12 protein-coding genes are annotated in these 14,719 nt (G+C 60.0%); 4 read left to right on the top strand and 8 right to left on the bottom strand.

Annotated features, from left to right (window positions below; genetic code table 11):
• The gene (locus tag CF137_RS15055) at positions 1–1,314 is read right to left on the bottom strand and encodes a sodium-dependent transporter (protein WP_139720008.1); all 1,314 of its coding nucleotides are present in this window, start codon (positions 1,312–1,314) and stop codon (positions 1–3) included.
• A gap of 213 nt (positions 1,315–1,527) precedes the next feature.
• Positions 1,528–2,367 carry an isopenicillin N synthase family dioxygenase gene (locus CF137_RS15050; RefSeq protein WP_139720005.1) on the bottom strand — a complete coding sequence of 280 codons (840 nt, stop codon included), beginning with the start codon at positions 2,365–2,367 and terminating at the stop codon, positions 1,528–1,530.
• Positions 2,368–2,574: 207 nt separating this feature from the next.
• On the opposite strand from CF137_RS15050, the gene CF137_RS15045 reads away from it, so the two are divergent.
• The gene (locus tag CF137_RS15045; protein ID WP_139720003.1) at positions 2,575–3,138 is read left to right on the top strand and encodes a DUF2799 domain-containing protein; all 564 of its coding nucleotides are present in this window, start codon (positions 2,575–2,577) and stop codon (positions 3,136–3,138) included.
• Positions 3,139–3,189: 51 nt separating this feature from the next.
• Here the strand turns inward: CF137_RS15045 and CF137_RS15040 are convergent, their stop codons facing one another.
• Positions 3,190–4,008, bottom strand: coding sequence for a Cof-type HAD-IIB family hydrolase (locus CF137_RS15040; protein WP_139720000.1), 819 nt, complete (start codon positions 4,006–4,008; stop codon positions 3,190–3,192).
• Between the two features lie 499 nt (positions 4,009–4,507).
• Between CF137_RS15040 and CF137_RS15035 the strand changes: the two genes are divergently transcribed.
• Positions 4,508–4,984 (top strand): Lrp/AsnC family transcriptional regulator, encoded by a 477-nt coding sequence (locus CF137_RS15035; RefSeq protein WP_042023483.1) that lies wholly within the window; start codon positions 4,508–4,510, stop codon positions 4,982–4,984.
• Between the two features lie 168 nt (positions 4,985–5,152).
• Here the strand turns inward: CF137_RS15035 and CF137_RS15030 are convergent, their stop codons facing one another.
• Positions 5,153–5,470: a hypothetical protein gene (locus tag CF137_RS15030; protein WP_101315666.1), complete on the bottom strand. Its 318-nt coding sequence runs from the start codon at positions 5,468–5,470 to the stop codon at positions 5,153–5,155.
• A 325-nt stretch (positions 5,471–5,795) separates the two neighbouring features.
• Here CF137_RS15030 and CF137_RS15025 point away from each other — a divergent pair, with 325 nt between their 5' ends.
• Together CF137_RS15025 and chrA are read left to right on the top strand one after the other, a co-directional pair.
• Complete coding sequence (locus CF137_RS15025) at positions 5,796–6,260, top strand: nucleotide triphosphate diphosphatase NUDT15 (RefSeq protein ID WP_139719998.1); 465 nt, start codon at positions 5,796–5,798, stop codon at positions 6,258–6,260.
• Between the two features lie 63 nt (positions 6,261–6,323).
• Positions 6,324–7,478 carry a chromate efflux transporter gene (gene chrA, locus CF137_RS15020; RefSeq protein WP_139719996.1) on the top strand — a complete coding sequence of 385 codons (1,155 nt, stop codon included), beginning with the start codon at positions 6,324–6,326 and terminating at the stop codon, positions 7,476–7,478.
• A gap of 73 nt (positions 7,479–7,551) precedes the next feature.
• Here the strand turns inward: chrA and msrB are convergent, their stop codons facing one another.
• The 4 genes from msrB to malQ all read right to left on the bottom strand — a co-directional run bounded on the left by msrB (position 7,552) and on the right by malQ (position 14,612).
• Entirely contained in the window at positions 7,552–7,938 is a 387-nt protein-coding gene (msrB, locus tag CF137_RS15015; protein ID WP_042023490.1) for a peptide-methionine (R)-S-oxide reductase MsrB, read from the bottom strand.
• A 68-nt stretch (positions 7,939–8,006) separates the two neighbouring features.
• The gene (gene glgX, locus CF137_RS15010) at positions 8,007–10,163 is read right to left on the bottom strand and encodes a glycogen debranching protein GlgX (protein WP_139719994.1); all 2,157 of its coding nucleotides are present in this window, start codon (positions 10,161–10,163) and stop codon (positions 8,007–8,009) included.
• Entirely contained in the window at positions 10,163–12,340 is a 2,178-nt protein-coding gene (glgB, locus tag CF137_RS15005) for a 1,4-alpha-glucan branching protein GlgB (protein WP_139719992.1), read from the bottom strand. The genes glgX and glgB overlap by 1 nt, the downstream gene beginning before the upstream one ends.
• A gap of 82 nt (positions 12,341–12,422) precedes the next feature.
• Positions 12,423–14,612, bottom strand: coding sequence for a 4-alpha-glucanotransferase (gene malQ, locus CF137_RS15000; RefSeq protein ID WP_162515952.1), 2,190 nt, complete (start codon positions 14,610–14,612; stop codon positions 12,423–12,425).
• Between the last annotated feature and the right edge of the window lie 107 nt (positions 14,613–14,719).

Here is a 14,719-nt window from a genome sequence, read left to right as displayed (position 1 = left end):
TCAAACCAGACCGCGTACCAGGATCCCGCCAATCAACAACGGGGCCAACCAGCGCCAGCAATGCATGATCAGGTGATGCCAGTGGGCCGAGAGTCCTTGTGGTAACGCTTTGCGTCCCAGTTTCCAGCCCAGCAGCAACGTCACCATCAGGCCGAACAGCGGCATCATCAGGTTGGACGTGACAAAATCCAGCAGCTCGAAGATGGTTTTGCCAAACAGGGTGGCGTGTTGCAGTGGGCCAAACGACAGGCTGACCGGAATGCCGTTGAGCATCACCACCGCCGTGATGACGCTGCAGGCAGTGCGGCGTGACCAGCCCCAGCTCTCGCACAGGAAGCACTGCAAGTGCTCCAGCAGGGAGATAGCCGAAGAGAGCGCAGCAAAGACCAGCAGGGCGAAGAACACCACCTCCAGGCCCTGACCAAAGGGCAGCAGCTGGAACACCGCCGGCATGGTCATAAAGGTGAGGCCGGGCCCGGCAGCCGGATCAATGCCGGTGGAGGCCAGTACCGGGAAGATCATCAAGCCCGCCAGCACCGCCACCATGCTGGCCAGCAGCACCACCCAGAGGCTGGAGCGACCCACCCCTTCACTGGTCGGCAGATAGGCGCCATAGGTGGTGTGAATGCCAAGACCGATAGAGAGGGAGAAGAAGGCCAACCCCATGGCGTCGAGCACGCCGGACATCCCCAGCTTGCTGAAATCGGGCATCAGGAAGTGGCGGACCCCCTCCATCGCATTGGGCAGGGTGAGGCCAAAGGCGACCAGCATCAACATCATCAGGAACAGGGCGGGCATCATCCAGCGCAAGGTGCGTTCAACCCCTTTCTGAATGCCTCCTTGCACCACCATCCAGGTGAGGGCGGCAAACAGCAAGTGGGTGAGAATGGGCCAGAAATCACCGCTGACATAATCATTGAAACGTGCAGTAAGGACGGCGGCATCACCTTGATTTAGCTGGCCCGAGATAGCCATGCCGGTGTAGCCCAGGGTCCAGCCGCCCACCACGCTGTAGAAGCTGAAGATCATCAGGGTGCAGACCAGACCCATGATGCCGACCCAGCGCCAGCGCTTGCCAAGCAACTCGGAGAAGGCGCCGACGACCCCGCGACGGCTGATGCTGCCGAGCAGGGTCTCCCCCATCAGCACCGCGACCCCCAAGGTGAAGCTGAACAACAGGAAGACCAGCAGGAAGGCGCCGCCGCCGTTGACTGCGGTGACGTAGGGGAATTTCCAGATTGCGCCGATACCGACTGCGGAACCAGCTGCGGCGAGAATGTAGCCGAGTCGGGATGACCATTGGGACTGCTTCATAAGAACTCCAATCGAGTGCCCCCCTTGGCAGGGGCAGAATGGCGCTCATGTTACGGAGGTCGTGGCGCAATCACTACGACGGTTATCAGACGTAAATGCGATTTATTGGCACGATTCGCTAATTTAATTCTGATTTTCGTCCTGTCCTGCCAATAAATAAAAACCGGAGCGCTATTGCTCCGGTTTGGTCTCTGACAGCGGCTCGTCTGCTGACTAGATCACCCCCAGCTCCCGCAGCCGTTCCATCAGGTAGCTGTGGGCGGTATGGCGCTCGGAGAGCACCACATCCGGGCGCGGATGGAGGAACAGCGGTAGGGAGATGCGGGACTTGGCTGCACTGCCACCGGTCGGGTTGATGACGCGGTGGGTGGTGGAGGGGTAGTAGCCGCGAGAGGCCTCCTGCAGCATGTCGCCGATATTGATGATGAGGGTGCCAAAGTCGCACGGCACATCCATCCACTCGCCATCGGCGCCCTTCACCTGCAACCCCGGCTCGTTGGCGGCGGGCAGAATGGTGAGCAGGTTGATATCCTCGTGGGCGGCGGCACGAATGGCACCCGGCTCCTCGCTGCCATCGAACGGCGGGTAGTGCAACACTCGCAGCAGGGTCTTCTGGCTCTCTTCGATCATCGAGGAGAGGGGGCAGCTGTAGTTGGCGGCGATATCGGCCGGGGTGTACTGCTCGACCCAGCCGAGCAGCTCGGCGGCCAGACCGTTGGCGAGGCGGTAGTACTCCATCGCCTGCTCTTTCAGCTCTGCCGGCATCTGACCCCAGGGGTAGAGGTGGAAGTACTCCTTGATGTCCTTCTGGCTATGGCCCTTGGCCACCTCGGACACCGATGGCGGGAAGTAGCCATCCTGGGTGTCGCGGTTGAACAGAAAATCCTGCTTCTGCTCGCTCATGAAGAAGCGATACCAGTTGTCGTAGATGGACTGCACCAGCTCTTTGGGGATGGGGTGGTTGGTCAGCACGCCAAAGCCGGTGGTTCGCAGGGATTCGGTGAAGCGTTGGGCCGCATCGGGTGAGCGGTAATCGACGGTCAGGACTTGCATTGTTTTTGTTGCGCGCCAGTTAAAAGATGGCGCAGTTTACCTTGCAGCTGATAACAAGGAAAGCGGGTTGGCCACCCCGTCCGGCACGGTGGCAAATAGTGACAAACACATCAAAAAAACGGCCCCAACCCGCGCTGGCGTCCATCCCTTGTTAAGGTCTTTTATCCTCTCTAGAATGCGGGTCACTATATTTTCCGGAGTCTGTTCATGTCCCCCAAAATCCTGTTGCTGACCCTGCCGGTATTGCTGGCGGGATGCAGCGCCCTGTCAGAAGATGAGTGCCGCACCATGAGCTGGTACAACCTGGGTTATCAGGATGGATCCCAGGGCAAAACCCGCTTGGCGACCCGCGACTACGTTTCGTCTTGCAGCGAGTTTGGCCTTCGTGTGGATGAAGCCGAGTGGAAACGGGGCTATGACAAGGGGCTGGAGCTTTACTGCATTCCCGAGCTGGCCTACAGCAAGGGCAAGGAGGGACAGGCCTATCTGGGGGTATGCCCCAACGATGCCAGCTTCCTCAAGCAGTATCAGCGCGGCTATGAAGAGTACAAACTGGCTGGCCGCTTGCAGGAGATCAGCGATGAGCTGGAGCGTACCGAGCGGGATATCGATGGGCTCGAGCGCAGCATCCGCAACGAAACCAACACGGAACAGCGCGACTACTACCGCGCCAAGCGCGATCGTTCCATTCGCCACTACGAATCCCTGCGGCGGGAATATAACCGCCTGCGCTATCCGGATCGGGTGATCCAGTTCTCCTTCGGCGGTTAATCCCTCTCTTCATGGCCAGCCTGCGTGCTGGCCATGTTGCATCTTGTCAGATCAGGGCAGTACCCAGCGCTGCAACGCCAGTGCGATGCCATCCTCGTTGTGGTCGGCCGTGACCTGATGGGCATGGCGCTGGATCTGCGGGGCCGCATTGCCCATGGCCACCGCCAGCCCCACCTGCTCGAACATGCTGATGTCGTTGTTGTTGTCACCAAACGCCACCACCTGCTCCATCGCAATTCCTTCGCAGGCCGCCCACTGGGCCAGCCGGTTGCCCTTGCTGCAACCGGGTTGCACCAGCTCCACCGCATAGGGGGCCGCCCAGTCGCGGGTAAAGGGCATCTGCTCGACCACCTCGCCCATAAAGGTGTGCAGGCGGGCAGGATCCTGATTGAACAGCTCCAGCTTCCAGATCGGGTGCTTCAGCCAGTTGGCCAGATCGGCGGCAGGCAGCAGGGTGATCTTGAGGTGATCCGGCTGATTGGCCGCCCAGTGGCGGATGCGGGTCACATGCTCCTCGCAGCCGAGGTAGCCGATCCCGTCGCTCAGGTGAAACAGTGCCCCCATCTGCTGCGCTTCGACCGCGGCCAGCAGCTCGGTGAGCGGAGCAACCGCCAGCGGGTCGCCGCTGAGGATCCGGTTCTGCGCCGGATCATAGATATATGCGCCGTTGCTGCAGATGAGGGGGGTATCGAGGGCCAGATCGTGGTGGAAGGGGCGTGCCGTCATAAAGTGGCGCCCCGTCACCAGCAGCACCTTGATGCCGTGGGCGCGAGCTTGCGCCAGTGCCGCCCGGGTTGCCGACGAGATCTGATGATCTCGGGTCAGCAGGGTGCCATCCATATCCAGCGCGATGGCCTTGTACTCACTCATAGCTCCTCCTGAGGGGCGAACGGTGCGAGGTGGAATCGGGGTTGAAGCCTGTGCAATGAGCAGCAGTCATCCATGTCGCCCTGATAGTCATCGACAGAGGGGATTAAAGTCCCAAAACTATCAATAGCATGCAAGCACTCTGCGTCATGGTGCTGTGAGGTTGTGATCTGGCGCGGAGTTATGGCGAGTGGCTGGCAACCGCCAGAAACAACAAAGCAGGCGCCGGGATGCCTGCTTTGTTGCCTTCGGGGAGGGGGTTCTCTCGTTCCAGCCCGTCGTTGCCCGATAAGGTGAGACGGCTGATGGGGTGTGTGACCCGGTAAGGTCCTTCACCGCAGAGACCCGGTCAGGTATCTGCTTTGCCACCGGAAGATGTAACCATAGTATCCCTACCTCGGCGGTGAGTGGTTGCAAAGTAACCACTAATTTCGGTTGTTTTTGCAATAGTTCACCCTTAATCTAGGAAAAGTGGATTAGTCATTGCAACGAGGAAGGGTAAATGCTGAAACTTGATCGCATAGACAGACATATTCTCGAGCTGATGCAGGAGAATGGCCGCATCAGCAATCTGGAACTGGCCGAGCTGGTAGGGCTTTCGCCGTCCCCCTGTTCCCGCCGGGTCAAGGCGCTGGAGGATGCCGGTCTCATCGACACCCACGTTACCCTGCTCAACGCCCGCCAGCTTGGCCTCACCCTCACCGCTTACATTCACATCTCCATGGACAGACACACGCCGGAGCGGTTCGAAAGTTTCGATCGCGCCATCAAGGAGCTGCCCGAAGTGCTGGAGTGTGATCTCATCACCGGCAATGATGCCGACTACCAGCTCAAGGTGGTGGTGCGCGACATGGAGCACTACCAACACTTCCTGCTGGACAAGCTGACCCATATCCCGGGGGTGACCGGGGTGCGTTCCAGTTTCGTGCTGCGCCGTATCAAGCACAAGACCGCGCTGCCGCTTAACCATTTGGGTTGAGCCACCACGCGCGGGGCGGCTGGTTTGGTGCGTGATTGTGTAGGACCGCCGCCACCGAACTTGTCGGATTGAGTCGTGCGCAAAGAGCGCAAATAGAAAGAGGAGGCCGCTGGCCTCCTCTTTCTATTTGCTAGCTGTCGCGGTAACTGCGAGCGGTGGCAGGTATGTTCAGACACTTACCTGGCTGATGTCTGCCACTTGCAGCAGCCAGCCTGCCTGTTCTTGCTGCGGTTCACCACTGACCCGCAGCCGCTCGCCGGTCGGCACCCACTGCCCTTCGGGCAGAGAGACCAGCAGGCTTTCGCTGCCGTTGTCGAACAACCAGCGATCTTCACCTCGCGCTTCAATCAGATAACCTTCCATCTCCACTCTGGACTCGGCTTGCCAGGATGGCGCAACGGAATCACGGCTCTCGATGAAATCCCCCTGAACACCAAAACTGGCTAGCCCCCACAGAATGGAGAGCCCGACCAATGATGTTTGCATCTTGTCTCTCCTCTTTTTTGGAACTGTGGCGCCAGTATGGGAACAGAAAACTGAGTGCACCATGAATAAGGTGGCAAAGTGCTGGCGAGATCGCGAAAAAAACCAGCACGCTCGCAGCTGATGTCATTTTATGGCGCAGGGATCACACTTTTTGGCACGATTCGCCGCCGTTGGTTGAGTGCATAGGGTATTCAGCTGTCGAACTAGGGATAGCCCACCCAGATCCGGGCTGCAGGGGTTGCATGCCGGTCACGGGCCGCTTGTTGTAGCTGTGTCGCCGGCCTAAGGTAGGTCGCTTTGATACCACTGTTGAGGAGCTTGTCTGATGTCCACTCTCTATCCCCGTGTCGGGGTCGGCGTTATTTTAACCAACGGGCAGGGGCTGGTGCTGCTTGGCAAGCGCAAGGGGAGCCACGCTCCCTACTGGTCAATTCCCGGTGGCCATCTCGAACTGGGAGAGAGCTTCGAGTCGGGGGCCATTCGCGAGGTAGCTGAAGAGACGGGCCTTGAGATCCACGCACCCGAGGTGGTGGCGGTGACCAACAATCTGGAAACCTGGCGCGAGAGCGGGCTGCACTATATCTCGGTGACGCTGCACGCCCGGGCCGATGGGGCGCCGCAACTGCTGGAGCCGGAAAAGTGCGAAGGCTGGATCTGGTGCGATCCGCGCGAGTTGCCCGAGCCCCATTTCGATGCCAGTCGCCAGTCCATTGCCTGCTGGTTGGCGGGACGCTGCTACTTGCCGAGTGATTTGCCAATGGTGTCTGCCGAATCAGCCGAATTGTCATAAAACGATCATTGGGCTGTCATATTATCCCCACTGGATATGTGATGAAGGGATGGGAGTGAGGTAATGGGACCGGTTTTTCTCCAGTTTTTGTGGCTCGGCTGTATCAGTTTTGGCGGCCCGGCCGCCCATATCGGCTACTTTCAGCGCACATTTGTCCAGCGGCTCGGCTGGCTGACGCAGGCAGAGTTTGCCCGTCTGCTGGCGCTGTGCCAACTGCTGCCAGGGCCTGCCTCCAGCCAGCTCGGCTTTGCCATTGGCCGCCAGCGTGCTGGTCTGGGCGGGGCGCTGGCGGCCTTTATCGGCTTCACGCTTCCCTCTTTCCTGCTGTTACTGGCTGCCGCTATCGGTATCGGCCAGTTGGGAGCCAATCTGTGGCTTGATGCGGCCCTGCATGGCCTCAAGCTGCTGGCGCTCATTGTGGTCGCGGACGCGGTACTAACCATGAGCCGCCAATTCTGCGCCACGTCACTGACCCAGGGGATCATGGTGGCGACCGCCGCGGTACTCTGGTGGCAGCCCGGCCTGTTGACCCAGTTACTGATGCTGGCGGGGGCCGCGCTGATCTGTGCTCGCTTGCTGGGTGGGGAGGGCGCAACGCACGCTGCCGTCGGGCAGCCAAGCCAGGTCACGGCTGGTCAGCCCCACTGGCCGACCCTGCTGTTGTTTGCCGCTCTTTTTGTCGGGCTGCCGTTGTTCGATGGCCCGCTTGGCCAGCTGGTTGCCGACTTTTACCGGGCGGGAAGTCTGGTGTTTGGCGGTGGTCATGTGGTGCTGCCGCTGCTGCAGGAGAGTGTGGGCCATGGCCTCAGCCAGCAGCAGTTTCTGACTGGCTACAGTCTGGCGCAGCTGGTGCCGGGCCCGATGTTTACCCTCGCCACTTATCTTGGTGCCCAGCTGTTACCGGATATGCCGCTGATGGGCGCCTTGCTGGCGACCCTGGCGCTCTTTCTACCCGGCTTTCTGCTGCTGTGGGCTGTCGGTCCCTGTTGGCAGCAGTGGCTGACCCGGCCTCGTCTGGCGGGGGCCGTCACCGGCATCAACGCCGCCGTGGTGGGTCTGTTGCTGGCGGCCCTCTACCAGCCGGTGTGGCAGAGCGCTGTGCTGGCGCCGACCGATCTGGCGCTGGCGGTTATCGGCTTCTATCTGTTGCGAGTGGTGAAATTGCCAGTGTTGGCACTGGCTGGTTTGCTGGTAGGTGCTGCCCTCTTGCTGGCGTGAGCGCCGGGGAAACCGGATAAAAAACGGCGCCTCCGTGATGGATGCGCCGTTTTTATTGCTATGGGTCAGCCGTTCAGGCTTCGGGATCGAAATCCAGACTCAGGCTGTTGACGCAGTAGCGCTGGCCGGTCTCGGTTGGCCCGTCGGGGAAGACATGACCGAGGTGGGAGCCGCACTGGCGGCAGGTGATCTCCACCCGCTTCATGCCGTGGCTGCTGTCTTCGATGTAGTTCACCGTCCCCTCGATGGCCTTGTCGAACGAGGGCCAGCCGCAGCCGGAATCAAACTTGGCATCCGAGTGAAACAGCACGCTCTTGCAACAGACGCAGAGGTAGTCACCGCTCTTGCGATTGTGGAGCAGAGCGCCGCTGTAGGGGCGCTCGGTGCCCTTCTCCCAGCAAACGTGAAACTGCTCGGTACTCAGTTTGCTGCGCCACTGTTCCGGATTGTTACTGCTCATACCGACTCCTTGCCTTTCATAACGGTGCCCAGCATAGCGGCTCCGTAAAGCTGACTCCAGCATGCCTGTTATGCTTTGCCCGCATCTGTGATCGCTGTGGCAGGCTGGTCTGCACTGGATACTGGGATGAGTGCTGGCAGCGGTGGCTGGGCATCCACCGCCGTGCTGGCCAGCGCGACCCGCTCCAACAGCTTGAGAGAGTGGGCACGACCGACCGCCACCTGCCGTTTGATGTCATCAGGTAGAAACGGCAGGCCATCGTTGGTCGCGGTGTCGATGGTCTGGATCCACTCCAGCCCTTCCCCCGGCGGTGGCAGGCGGAACTGGATATCGTAATCGCTGGCGTTGAATAGCACGTACCAGCGTTCGCCGATACAGGTGATCATGCCGATATCCATGGCAAATGCCTGCCCCATAGGGGCGTGCCAATCCTGATCGGTGAGCTGGTGGCCATCCGGGTGATACCAGTTGACCTGATGGCAGCTGGGGGACGCGCCGTTCCAGCTATCATCGCTCAGTTGCAGGTTGGAGAAGACCCCCGATTCCGCCCGCAGCGCCATCATCTGCTGGGTGAAGGCGAACAGCCGCTCATCTTCTGGCCGCCATTGCCAGTTGACCCAGCTGATCTGGTTGTCCTGACAGTAGGCGTTGTTGTTGCCAAGCTGGCTGCGGCCCATCTCGTCCCCGGCCAGAAAATGGGGGGTTCCCTGAGAGAGCAGCAGGGTGGCGATCAAGTTGCGTTTTTGCTGCTGGCGCAGGCTGTTGACCCGCGGATCCAGGGTTGGCCCCTCCACCCCGTGGTTATGAGAGAGGTTGTTGCCGTGACCATCCCGGTTATCTTCCCCGTTGGCCTGATTGTGGCGCTGGTTGTAGGAGACCAGATCTTCCAGCGTGAAGCCGTCGTGATAGCAGAGGTAGTTGACGCTGGTGTGTGGGGAGCGCCAATTCTTCGGAAAGATATCTCGCGAGCCCACCAGACGGGTGGCAAAGTCCCCCATCTTGCCGGCATCACCACGCCAGAAGGCCCGCACCGTATCGCGATAGCGGTCGTTGATCTCCTGCCACTGGCTCGGGAATTGCCCAAGGCGGTAGCCGAAGGGCCCGATATCCCAGGGCTCGGCAATGAGCTTGACCTGCGACAGTAGCGGATCGGCCATGATCGCCTTGAAGAAGGCCCCCATGGGATCGAACTCACCCGCTTCCCGTGCCAGCGTCACCGCCAGGTCGAAACGGAAACCATCCACCTGCATCTCGGTCACCCAGTAGCGCAGCGCATCGAGCACCAGTCTAAGGGTATTGGGGTGATCCAGATTGACGCTGTTGCCACAGCCGGTGACGTTGGCGTGACGGGTGTAGTCGGGGCCGTGAGGGCCCGCTTCGAAGGCGAAGTAACCGGCGTTGTCGAATCCCTTGAACGACAAGGTGGGGCCATCGAAGCCAGAGGCGGCGGTGTGGTTGTAGACCACATCCTGAATCACCTCTAGCCCGGCCCGGTGCAGCTCGCGCACCATGGTTTTGAACTCGGTCACCGCCTCGTCATGCTTGGTGCTGTAGCGCGGCTCGGGGGCGAAGAAGGCGATGGGGTTGTAGCCCCAGTAGTTGGTCAGCCCCAGTCGCTCCAACCGTGGTTCCGACATGAAGGCGGCCACCGGCATTAACTGTACCGAGGTGATGCCGAGACTCTTCATGTGTTCGATCATCAGCGGATGGCTGACGCCCAGATAGGTGCCCTGCAGCGCCTTGGGGACCCCGGGGTGCTGTTTGGTAAAGCCCTTGACGTGAGCCTCATAGAGGATGGTGCGAGCATGGCTGATGCGGGGCTTGCCGATCCCCTGCCAGTCAAAGCTGTCATCCACCACCACTGACTTGGCAATCATGGCGGCACTGTCACCCTGATAGAGATCGTCATCCCAGTAGGTGGGGCGGCTGAGCGCTTTGGCGTAAGGGTCGATCAGCAGCTTTTGCGGGTCGAACAGCATCCCCTCCTGGGGGATGCCATAAACCCGATAGCCATAGCGTTGGCCAGCCTGCAGGCCACGCACATAACCAAAGCGGTACTGACCCCGGCGGCCGGGGAGATCCATACGACCGACCTCTTGCTCCTGCTCGTCAAACAGGCAGAGTTCTACCTTGTCCGATTGGGGGGCCCAGACACAGAAGTGACAACCATCCTTATCAAGTTGAGTGCCCAGTGGGTGGCTCAACCCGGTTTCCATAACAAGCATCAAGACTCCTGTTTAATGAACAAGGTTGCCAGCGGCGGCAGATCCAGCACTATGCTGTGTGCCATCCCCTGCCAGGGGGTCGGCTCGGCAGCGAACACCAGACCCACATCATAGTTGCTGCCCCAGTAAAACTCGCTGTCGGTGTTGAGTACCACCCGATAGTGGCCCGCAGCCGGGACGCCAATCCGGTATTCGAGGCGAGGCACCGGGGTGAAGTTGGCCGCCACTACGATGGCATGCTTGCCCTCTTTATCGGCCCGCAGCCAGGCAAAGATGCTGTTGTCGGCATCGTTGTGATCCAGCCAGCGGAAGCCGGTCTGCTCATAATCGGCCTGATACAAGGCAGGCTCATGACGGTAGAGGTGGTTAAGATCGCGGATCAACCGCTGCTGGCCACCGTGCTTGGGGAACTGCAGCAGGTGCCATGGCAGCTGGGCATCGTGGTTCCACTCGTTGCTTTGGGCGATTTCGGTGCCCATAAAGTTGAGTTTCTTGCCCGGGTGGGCATACATGAAGCCCATGTAAGCGCGCAAGTTGGCCGCTTGTTGCCATTCGTCGCCGGGCATCTTGTAGATCATCGAGTGTTTGCCGTGCACCACCTCATCGTGGGAGAGCGACAGAATGAAGTTCTCGTCATAGTGGTACACCATGGAGAAGGTCATGTCGTTGTGGTGATAACGGCGGTGGATCGGCTCTTTCTGCATATAGGTGAGGGTGTCGTGCATCCAGCCCATGTTCCACTTGAAGCCAAAACCGAGGCCGCCGAGGAAGGTGGGGCGGGAGACACCGGCATAGGCGGTGGACTCTTCGGCGATGGTCATGGCGTGAGGATACTTGCTGTACACCTCTTCGTTGGTCCACTTGAGCAGGCTGACCGCTTCGTAGTTGTGGTTGCCACCATCGACGTTCGGCACCCACTCGCCCTCATTGCGCGAATAATCGAGATAGAGCATGGAGGCGACAGCGTCTACCCGCAGACCATCGATGTGGAACTTGTCGAGCCAGAACAGGGCACTGGCCACCAGAAACTGGCGGACATTGTTGCGGCCATAGTCATAGATGTAGGAGTTCCAGTCCGGATGCCAGCCACGGCGCGGGTCTTCATATTCATAAAGTGGCGTGCCATCGAAGCGTGCCAGTCCGTGGGCATCGGAGGGGAAGTGGGCGGGCACCCAGTCGAGGATGACGCCGATGCCAGCCTGGTGGCACTGATCAACGAAGTACTTGAAGTCATCGGCGCTGCCATAGCGACTGGTGGGGGAGAACATGCCCACCGGCTGGTAGCCCCAGGAGCCGCTGAACGGGTGCTCGGAGATCGGTAGCAGCTCGATGTGGGTGTACTCCATCTCCTTGACGTAGGCCACCAGCTCTACCGCCAGCTCGCGCCAGCTCAGGCTGTCGCCATTGGGGTGGCGCTTCCAGGAACCGATATGCAGCTCATAGATGGAGAGCGGCTGTTCCCGCTTGTCGTTGTGCTGGCTGGCAAGCCAGTCTGCATCCTGCCACTGATACTGCTGCTGGTCATAGACCACGGAAGCGAACGACGGGTACTGCTCGCAATAGAAACCGACCGGATCGCTCTTGTGTGGCAAGCGATGACCGGCAGGATCCTTGAGCTCGAACTTGTAGCGATCCCCCGCTTTCAGCCCCGGTACAAACAGTACCCAGTGACCGCACAGGCTGCGTTGCATCGGGTGGCGGCGGCCATCCCAGAAGTTGAAGTCGCCGATCAGGCTCACCGCAGTGGCGCTCGGCGCATAGACCGCAAAACGGACCCCTTCGACCTGTTGACCGAGATGCTCCACGGTGCGCAATTGTGCACCAAGGGTGTGGTAGAGGTTTTCCGGTTGCGCGGTCAGTTCAGCAAGACCCGCCCAGGCGGCATCCTGAAATTGATAGGGGTCGATGACCTCGGTGGTGGCATCTTGGTAGCTGGCGAGCAGCTGATAGGGAAAGGGATTCTTGCGGCGGGTGAAAACAGTTTCAAAAAGGCCCGATTCATCGGAGGGCGCCAGAGTGGCAACAACTTTGCCTGATTTGAGATCCTTGATGCGGACTTCGAGGGCATCAGGCAACCAGGCGGTCAGTTTGAGGCCGGGCCCAGCCGGATTGGCCTGCAGGCCTAGATGAGAGAAGGGATCGGAACAGCGGGCAGCAACCAAACTTTCAACGAGCATCGAGATTTCCTTTCATGACAGAGCATCCACTCCGGCCTGGGCCGGAGTGGATTTAGGTGAGTCAGCTGTGTTGCACAGTGGCTCAACGACTGGCCTCATCACGGGCTTGGCTCATTTTGCCAGCCAGTGCCTTGAGTGCCTCATTGGCAAAAATATCTTCCAGGTCAGCAGAGAGCTTGCGGCGCCAGTTGGGGTATTCGTAACTGGTGCCCGGCACGTTGACCGGTTTGTCCATCTCCAGCCAATCCTCCAGCTGGGTACTGAACAGGGCGCAGCTACCGCGGGACATGTGGAGCTGCAGACCGTGGTTGAGTTCGGTGTTCATACCGACCCAGTTCACGTCATGGCTGATGTGGTCAGAGATGACGTGATGCGCATGCAAGCTGTCGAGGATCCGCTGCTTGGCCTGATGGCGATCAGCATACAGCGTCTTCAAAACATCCTCATCTGGATATAAACCCAGTTGACGGCCGAGCGCCAGATCATCGCAATGCCAGAATCCCTTGAGGGTCGGCATATCGTGAGTGGTCAGGGCTGACATCGCCTGCTCGGTGTAGTGGGCAGGAGAGATGAAGCCGCCATCCGCCTTGGCGCGCTCGAAGAAGAACACCTTGTAGGAGTGGACGCCGTTCTCTTTCAGGGTCACGTCGATCCCTTCCGGCACAGTGCCCAGATCCTCGCCGATCAGCAGGCACTGGTTGCGGTGGGATTCGAGGGCCAGAATGCCCAGCAGATCGTTGACCGGATAATAGATGTAAGCACCCTTGGCGGCAGATGCTCCGGGCGGCACCCACCACAGGCGTAGCAGCGCCATCACGTGGTCGATGCGCAGCGCACCACAGGAGCGCATGTTGGCACGGAACATCTCCACCATCGGCTGGTAGGCGGCTTCAAACAGCTGGTTCGGGTTCATCGGGGGCAGGCCCCAATTCTGACCCAGTGGCCCCAGCACATCAGGCGGCGCACCGACCGAGGCTTTCGGGCAGTAGAGATCCTGGTTGGCCCAGATCTCGGTGGAGCCTTCAGAGACGCCAACCGCCAGATCCCGGTAGATCCCCATCACCATGCCGGCCGCCTTGGCGCGGGCATCGGCTTGCGCCAGCTGCTCATCGGCCAGGAACTGCAGGTATAGGTAGAAGTTCACATCTTGCTGATGCTCGGCCATCCAGGCGGCAACTGCGGGGTTGTGGTAATTGCGGAACGGTTCCGGCCATACCGGCCAGCCCCAGGCGTTGTCGCCCTTGGCATAGAAGTAGGCTTGCAGAGCATCAAATGCCGCTTGCTGTTGCAGGCTGTCGCCACCGGCGGCCACGAAGGCATCAAAGGCGGTCTGACGCTCGGCGCCAAGACTTGCCTGATCGAACACCTGACGCAGCATGGCGAGTTTGGTCTGGATAACGCCGGTGTAATCGACGTTATCCTGGGCGCGCAGCTCGGCCAGATGTTGCTGGAAGGCGGGGCTTGCCACCTCGGCTTTGAGGTTAGCGTTAGCCTGAAAGTCAGGCACCGCCTCCACATTGATATAGGCAACGTTGAGCCAGCGACGGGAAGAGGGGCTGTAGGGGCTGGCGCTCTCCGGATTGGCCGGGTAGAGGGCGTGAATGGGGTTGAGGCCGACAAAGTGGGCACCCCAGGCGGCGGCTTTCTCGACCAGCTGGCCCAGATCGCTGAAATCACCGATGCCCCAGTTGTGGCGGCTGCGCAGGCAGTAGAGCTGCACGCTCGGGCCCCACACCTTGCGGCCATCGGCAATCGGGGCCTGCTTGTAGCAGGCTTGGGGGGCGACGATAAGACGCATGGTAGCCAGCGGCTCATCGTTGCCCTCTTCCAGCAGCACCAGCTGGTGATAACCCAGCTCAGGGGCCATCTCCAGCGTCACCTGATAGGCCTGGCACTCCATATCTTCAAATTCGGCGACGCCGACCAGCTCACCCTCGATGGGGGTGAATTGACCGGACAACACCGCACCCTGCTCCTGCTGGAGCTGCCAGATGAGGGCGTCGTTGACGAATTCGAGGGGGAGGCGGACCTCGAGGGTGACGGCGTCGCCGGTGCGAACCACCATCACAGGATCCAGCGCCCGCAGCCAGTGCTGGCGATGCTCCTCTTCCAGCTGCTGTACCAGTGCGGCCTCGTCATCGACGTGGTAACCCATGGCGCCCAGCATGGCGGCCTTGCTCTCTTCGGATACCTGTGCCGGATGGCCCCAGGCATCAACATATTCACTGGCAATGCCTTTTGCGGCAGCCAGCTGTTCAATCAGGGTGGTCATAGTTTGAGAATTCCCGCTGTGGATTCTATCTATACTATTTTGATTCATTTTTATGGGTTGGTATGTGAACAGTGGCTTTTGGGCCATGCTAAACCGCGCACATTTTT

The sequence above is a fragment of the Aeromonas sobria genome (genome assembly GCF_006243315.1).
Lineage (GTDB): Bacteria > Pseudomonadota > Gammaproteobacteria > Enterobacterales > Aeromonadaceae > Aeromonas > Aeromonas sobria_A.
Note: the sequence above shows the minus strand (reverse complement) of the source record. Positions and strands in the feature narration are given on the sequence as shown.